Genomic DNA, 5,816 nt, shown 5'->3' on the forward strand with positions numbered 1-5,816 from the left:
CATTAAATATAGAAGAAGCTAATATCACAAATAAATTTTTAAAAGCAGATTTTAATGCTAGTATTGATTTAAATACAAAAATAGGTCAATTTAATACAAAAATAGGTCAATTTAGTGTGGAAAATAATATTTTTGATATAAAAAATGAAGATCTTATTATAGATCTTGATTTTACTCAAAACTGCAAAGTTTTTATCCCTAAGTGGCAATTAGATTTAGAAATTTCAGATAATTTAACAATCAATTTAAATAATCCTTCAATATTGGCTTTATATTCTCCTTTGCTTAAACAATTGGGTTTTAAAAATGCTCAAAGTGTTATTTATAGCGGAAGTGATTTTGATAATTTTAAAATAGAGATTAATAATGCTTCTTTTCAAAGTAATTTTTTAAATGGTAGCAATCCTTATCAAAATGATAGTTTTTATATAGAAAAAAAACAAAATACTATTTTTATTAACTCAAAAAGTGATTTAATTAGTGCAATATTAAGCGATAAAAATAAAGAAATTCATTTTAGAAATTTAACTTATATTTATAAAGAAGATAAAGAAAAATTTTTTAGTTTAGATTCTAATACTGAAAATATTTATTTTGGTGGAGCTAATTTTAATATTATTTTTAAAGATACTAATAATACTTTATCATTTGATCGCTTGGAAGCAAATCTTAATGAAAATACTTTAAACATTAAAGCTAATAAAAATGATACAAATTTAAATTTTGATTTTTCGCCAAATTATATAAATTTAAATATTAACAATATTAATGATGAGTTTTTAAATACTTTTCTTCAAAAGCAAGCCGTTTTACAAGGGGTTTTTGATTTAAATGTCACTGGTAGAAATTTTGAGGATTTTGAAGGACAATTTAAAATCAAAAATACTTTTATTAAAGATTTAAAAGGAACAAATCAGCTTATAAGTTTTATTGATACGGTTCCAAGTTTGCTTTTATTTAAAACTCCAACTTTTAATGAAAAGGGTCTTAGTGTAATTGATGGAGTAGTTGTTTTTGATCGCAAGAAGGATTTGTTTAGGGTTAAGGCAATTAGTTTAAATGGTGAAAGTGTTGATATTTTTGGAGTTGGAAATATTAATTTGCGTTTAAAAAATATAGATTTAAATTTAGAACTTAAGACTTTAAAATCAGCCTCTAGTGTTATTTCTAAAGTTCCAATTATAAATTACGTTATTTTGGGTAAAAATCAAGAGATAAGCACTAATATCAAAGTAGATGGTTCTTTAGATAATCCTAATTTTCATACTCAAATTTTAGGAGATGTTGTAAAATCACCTTTTAATCTTATAAAAAATATTATTGAGTTACCAACAAATTTGTTTAAATAGTTTTAAAAATTCACCATTTGAAACAAATTGAAACAAAATTGCTGTTTTTTTATGAAAATTATTATATTTAATAAAATTAAAAATAAAATCAAATTAAAATATTTAAAAATTTTTATTTTATCAAGGAGCATAAATGAGCTTGATAGCACCGGAAAATACTCCAGTTTGGGTTGATGAAAAAAGATGTAAAGCTTGTAATATATGTGTAAGTTATTGTCCAGCAGGGGTTTTAGCAATGCGTGATGAGATTCATGCTGTTTTAGGTCAAATGATAGAAGTTGTATATCCTGAATCTTGTATAGGTTGTAGCGAGTGTGAAGTCCATTGTCCTGATTTTGCAATTATGGTAGCCAAAAAAAGTGAATTTCAATTTGCTAAATTAACACCACAAGCAAGAGATAGAGCAAAATTAATAAAAGATAACAATTATAAAAAATTAATATAGGAAGTAAGATGAGAGAAATTATAGCAACTGGAAATTCATTAATTGCAAAGGCTGCAATTGATTGTGGATGTAAATTTTTTGGAGGTTATCCTATTACCCCAAGCTCAGAAATAGCTCATGAGTTAAGTTATTTATTGCCAAAAAACAATGGAACCTTTATTCAAATGGAAGATGAAATTTCTGGTATTAGTGTAGCTATAGGTGCTTCAATGAGTGGAGTAAAAGCAATGACAGCAAGCAGTGGTCCTGGAATTTCTTTAAAATCAGAACAAATTGGCTATGCTTTTATTGCAGAAATTCCTTTAGTGATTGTAAATGTGATGAGAGGAGGTCCTTCTACTGGACTTCCAACAAGAGTAGCACAAGGAGATTTGTTTCAAGCAAAATCTCCAACTCACGGAGATTATGCAAGTATTGCTATTGCCCCTGCATCTTTAGAAGAATCTTATAGTGAAACTATTAGAGCTTTTAACTTAGCTGAAAAATTTATGACCCCTGTTTTTTTACTTATGGATGAAACTATTGGTCACATGAATGGCAAAGCAATACTTCCAGAATTAAAAGATTTAGAAATTATTAATCGTGCTAAATTTGAAGGAGATAAAAAAAACTATAAGCCTTATGCTGTAGGTGAAAACGAAAGTGCTATTTTAAATCCTTTTTTTACAGGTTATCGATATCACATTACTGGACTTCATCACGGAGATATAGGTTTTCCAACAGAAGATGGTGAGATTGTTAAAAAAAATATACAAAGACTTATAGGAAAAATCAAAAATCGCACTAATGAAATATGTTCTTATGAAGAATACTATCTTGATGATGCAGAATTTTTGATTATTGCTTATGGAAGTGTTTCTCGCTCTGTAAAAGAGGCTATTTTAAGATTAAGACAAGATGGAATAAAAGTAGGACTTTTTAGGCCTATAACTTTGTATCCTGTGGCAGAAAATAAAATCGAAAAAGTTGTTAAAAAATTTGAAAAAATTATGGTTTGCGAACTTAATATGGGTCAATATTTAGAAGAAATACAAAGAGTAAGCAAAAGAGATGATTTAATTTCATTACTTAAGGCTAATGGGCGTCCTATTACTCCAGATGAGATTATAGTTAAGGTAAAGGAGAATTTATAAAATGGCTTTTAATTATGATGAGTATTTAAGAGTAGATAAGCTTCCAACTCAATGGTGTTGGGGTTGTGGTGATGGTGTTATTTTAAAAAGTATTATTCGTGCTATAGAAAAAATTGGCTGGAGTATGGATGATGTTTGTCTAGTTTCTGGTATAGGATGTAGTGGTAGAACTAGTTCTTATGTTAATTGCAATACAGTCCATACAACTCATGGTAGAGCTATTGCTTATGCAACGGGTATTAAATTAGCAAATCCTAAAAAACACGTGATTGTAGTAAGTGGAGATGGTGATACTTTAGCTATCGGTGGAAATCACACTATACATGGTTGTAGAAGAAATATTGATATTACTCATATATTGATTAATAATTTTATTTATGGTCTAACAAATTCTCAAACCTCTCCAACTACTCCATTAGGTTTTTATACCGTTACAGCTCAATTTGGTAATATAGACCCTAATTTTGATGCTTGTGAGCTTACTAAAGCTGCTGGTGCTACATTTGTAGCAAGATCAAATGTAATAGAAATAAACAAACTTGAAAATATTATTTATAAAGCTTTAGAACATAAAGGTTATAGTTTTGTTGATATTTTTTCAAATTGTCATATTAATCTTGGACGTAAAAATAAAATGGGCGAAGCTGTTTCCATGCTTAATTGGATCAAAGAACGTTGCGTTGAAAAAACTAAATTTGAACAAATGGATCCTCAAGAAAGAAAAGATAAATTTCCAACAGGTATTTTATATCAAAATAAAGATTGTAGAGAATATTGTGAAGCTTATGAAGAAGTGCGTAAAGCAGCTCAAGAGGGAAGAATGGTAAATTTAGGAGCATTACAATGAAATTTCAGTTAAGATTCGGAGGTGAGGGTGGTCAAGGTGTTATTACTGCAGGAGAAATCTTAGCTAAAGCTGCAATTAAAAAAGGACTTTATGCTTTTAAGGCTTCAACTTATACTTCACAAGTGCGTGGAGGTCCTACAAAAGTTGATGTAATTATAGATGAGAGCGAAATTCTTTTTCCTTATGCCATAGAAGGAGAGATTGATTTTATGCTTTCTACCGCAAATAAAGGCTATAAAGGTTTTAAAGATGGAGTTAAAGATAATGGTATTATAGTAATTGAGCCTAACTTAGTTTATCCAGAGGAACAAGATTATAAAAAATGGCAAATTTTTAAAATTCCTATTATTAGTATTGCTAAAGATGAGGTAGGCAATGTTGCAACTCAATCTGTAATTGCATTAGCTATTGCTGCTTATATGAGCAAGTGTATTGATTTAAATATATTAAGAGAAATTATGCTTGAGATGGTGCCAGCTAAAACAAAAGAAGCCAATGCAAAAGCTTTTGATTTAGGTATTGAATACGCTAGTAGAGTGAAAAATTAATTTATGAGCTAAACTTTTATATTTAACTCTTTTTATAACATTCATAAAAAGAGTTAAAAATTATTTAATATTTTTTTATTATTATTTTGATTTAGCTACTTTTAACTATTAAAATTTTATAATCAATTGTTCTTAATTAAGGAAAATAATGGATATTTTTGATGAAATGTTAAATAAAACTCCTAAAGAAAAATTTATAGAAATTATTAAAAACGGAAATTTAGGAGCATTAGAAAAAACTTTTGATAATTTTTTTGCAGAACATATAGCAATGATAGAACTTTTAGAGCGCCAAAAGATAGATGATAGAGATATTAAAAAATTTATATTTGAAAATAATGAATTTATAAAAGAAAGACAAAACGATATTTTTATTGGTTTAAGTGCTGAAATTTTAGGATATGAAGGTTAAATTTGAAAAATATTTTTATATATTTTTTAATATGTTTTTTGTTAATTTTTAGTGTGCAAGATTTAAAAGCTTCTTTGCCAGTTTTTCAGCATACTTATAAATTTATTTTAAAAAAAGATGAAAGAGCAAGTGTAGAAATTCAAGAGCTTGGATATGAGGATAAAGTGCAAAATTTTGATTTTTACTGGACTTTATTTGATAATACAAATATTATAGTACATTCTAAATTTAGAAAATTTCCAAGGCAATTTACTATGTCTTTGCGTAGAAATTTAAATTGGGTTACTCAGACTTTAATTCCAGATTATACCAATCCTCATATTGATAGAGCACGTTTGATTTTAGAATTTAACTCTTATAACAAAGGTGAGGCTACTTTTGTGGTGTATATAGAGGATAAGGATGCGCGTTTAGCTGTTAAATTTTTAGATCCAAGAAAATTTCCTTTAAAAAATCCTCCACAGGATAATCAAGTTGTACCTATGATTAACTTTAATGAACCGCAAGTTAAACCTTTAACCAATCAAGAACAAAAATAAGGAAAAAAATTGCAAGAAATTGATAGTTTAATTCAAAATTATTTAAAAGATTTAGATTATACACCAGTTTTAGTAATGTTAGATAATATCAATACAGGGAAAAAACTTCGTTCAAAACTACTTTTAAATATAGCAGGGAAAAATGATACATCCTTTAAGCTTTGTGCTATTATAGAGCTTATACATTTAGCAAGTCTTTTGCACGATGATATAATTGATGAGGCAAAATTAAGACGAGGGGCACGTTCTATTAATGATAAATTTGGAGCTAAAAACGCTTTAATGCTCGGAGATATTTTATACTCTAAAGCTTTTTTTGAGCTTTCTAAAATAGATACTAATTTTGCACAAATAGTTTCTGATGCTGTGGTTAAATTATCTCTTGGTGAATTTATGGATATTAATTTAAGTCAAGAATTTAATATTGATGAGAATAAATACTTAAAGATGATTTATCACAAAACAGCTATTTTAATTGAGGCAAGTGCAAGATGTGGTGCTATAATAGCAAATTTATCTGAAGATGATTTTGCTATATATGGT

At 27.6% G+C, this 5,816-nt stretch carries 8 protein-coding genes; all 8 read left to right on the forward strand.

From position 1 onward, the window contains the following. Positions 1-1,349: YhdP family protein (locus tag JG677_RS06675; RefSeq protein ID WP_200285866.1), on the forward strand; the 1,349-nt coding region annotated here is incomplete at its 5' end. Positions 1,350-1,482: 133 nt separating this feature from the next. After that, positions 1,483-1,794 carry a 4Fe-4S binding protein gene (locus tag JG677_RS06680; RefSeq protein WP_200169666.1) on the forward strand — a complete coding sequence of 104 codons (312 nt, stop codon included), beginning with the start codon at positions 1,483-1,485 and terminating at the stop codon, positions 1,792-1,794. An 8-nt stretch (positions 1,795-1,802) separates the two neighbouring features. Beyond that, positions 1,803-2,927 (forward strand): 2-oxoglutarate synthase subunit alpha, encoded by a 1,125-nt coding sequence (locus tag JG677_RS06685; protein WP_200169668.1) that lies wholly within the window; start codon positions 1,803-1,805, stop codon positions 2,925-2,927. A 1-nt stretch (position 2,928) separates the two neighbouring features. Beyond that, positions 2,929-3,774 (forward strand): 2-oxoglutarate ferredoxin oxidoreductase subunit beta, encoded by an 846-nt coding sequence (locus JG677_RS06690; protein WP_200169669.1) that lies wholly within the window; start codon positions 2,929-2,931, stop codon positions 3,772-3,774. Beyond that, the gene (locus tag JG677_RS06695; protein ID WP_200169671.1) at positions 3,771-4,322 is read left to right on the forward strand and encodes a 2-oxoacid:acceptor oxidoreductase family protein; all 552 of its coding nucleotides are present in this window, start codon (positions 3,771-3,773) and stop codon (positions 4,320-4,322) included. The genes JG677_RS06690 and JG677_RS06695 overlap by 4 nt, the downstream gene beginning before the upstream one ends. 148 nt (positions 4,323-4,470) lie before the next feature. Further along, entirely contained in the window at positions 4,471-4,734 is a 264-nt protein-coding gene (locus tag JG677_RS06700; protein WP_200169673.1) for a DUF2018 family protein, read from the forward strand. A 17-nt stretch (positions 4,735-4,751) separates the two neighbouring features. Further along, entirely contained in the window at positions 4,752-5,273 is a 522-nt protein-coding gene (locus JG677_RS06705; RefSeq protein WP_373563798.1) for an exporting protein, read from the forward strand. Between the two features lie 9 nt (positions 5,274-5,282). Then, the coding region (locus JG677_RS06710) for a polyprenyl synthetase family protein (RefSeq protein WP_200285868.1) at positions 5,283-5,816 on the forward strand (534 nt) is incomplete at its 3' end.

This window comes from Campylobacter sp. TTU-622 (assembly GCF_016598965.1).
Taxonomy (GTDB): domain Bacteria; phylum Campylobacterota; class Campylobacteria; order Campylobacterales; family Campylobacteraceae; genus Campylobacter_D.

Coding starts and splice junctions, on each gene's coding strand:
- JG677_RS06680 (WP_200169666.1), top strand. CDS start 1,483: ATGAGCTTGATAGCACCGGAAAATACTCCAGTTTGGGTTGATGAAAAA.
- JG677_RS06685 (WP_200169668.1), top strand. CDS start 1,803: ATGAGAGAAATTATAGCAACTGGAAATTCATTAATTGCAAAGGCTGCA.
- JG677_RS06690 (WP_200169669.1), top strand. CDS start 2,929: ATGGCTTTTAATTATGATGAGTATTTAAGAGTAGATAAGCTTCCAACT.
- JG677_RS06695 (WP_200169671.1), top strand. CDS start 3,771: ATGAAATTTCAGTTAAGATTCGGAGGTGAGGGTGGTCAAGGTGTTATT.
- JG677_RS06700 (WP_200169673.1), top strand. CDS start 4,471: ATGGATATTTTTGATGAAATGTTAAATAAAACTCCTAAAGAAAAATTT.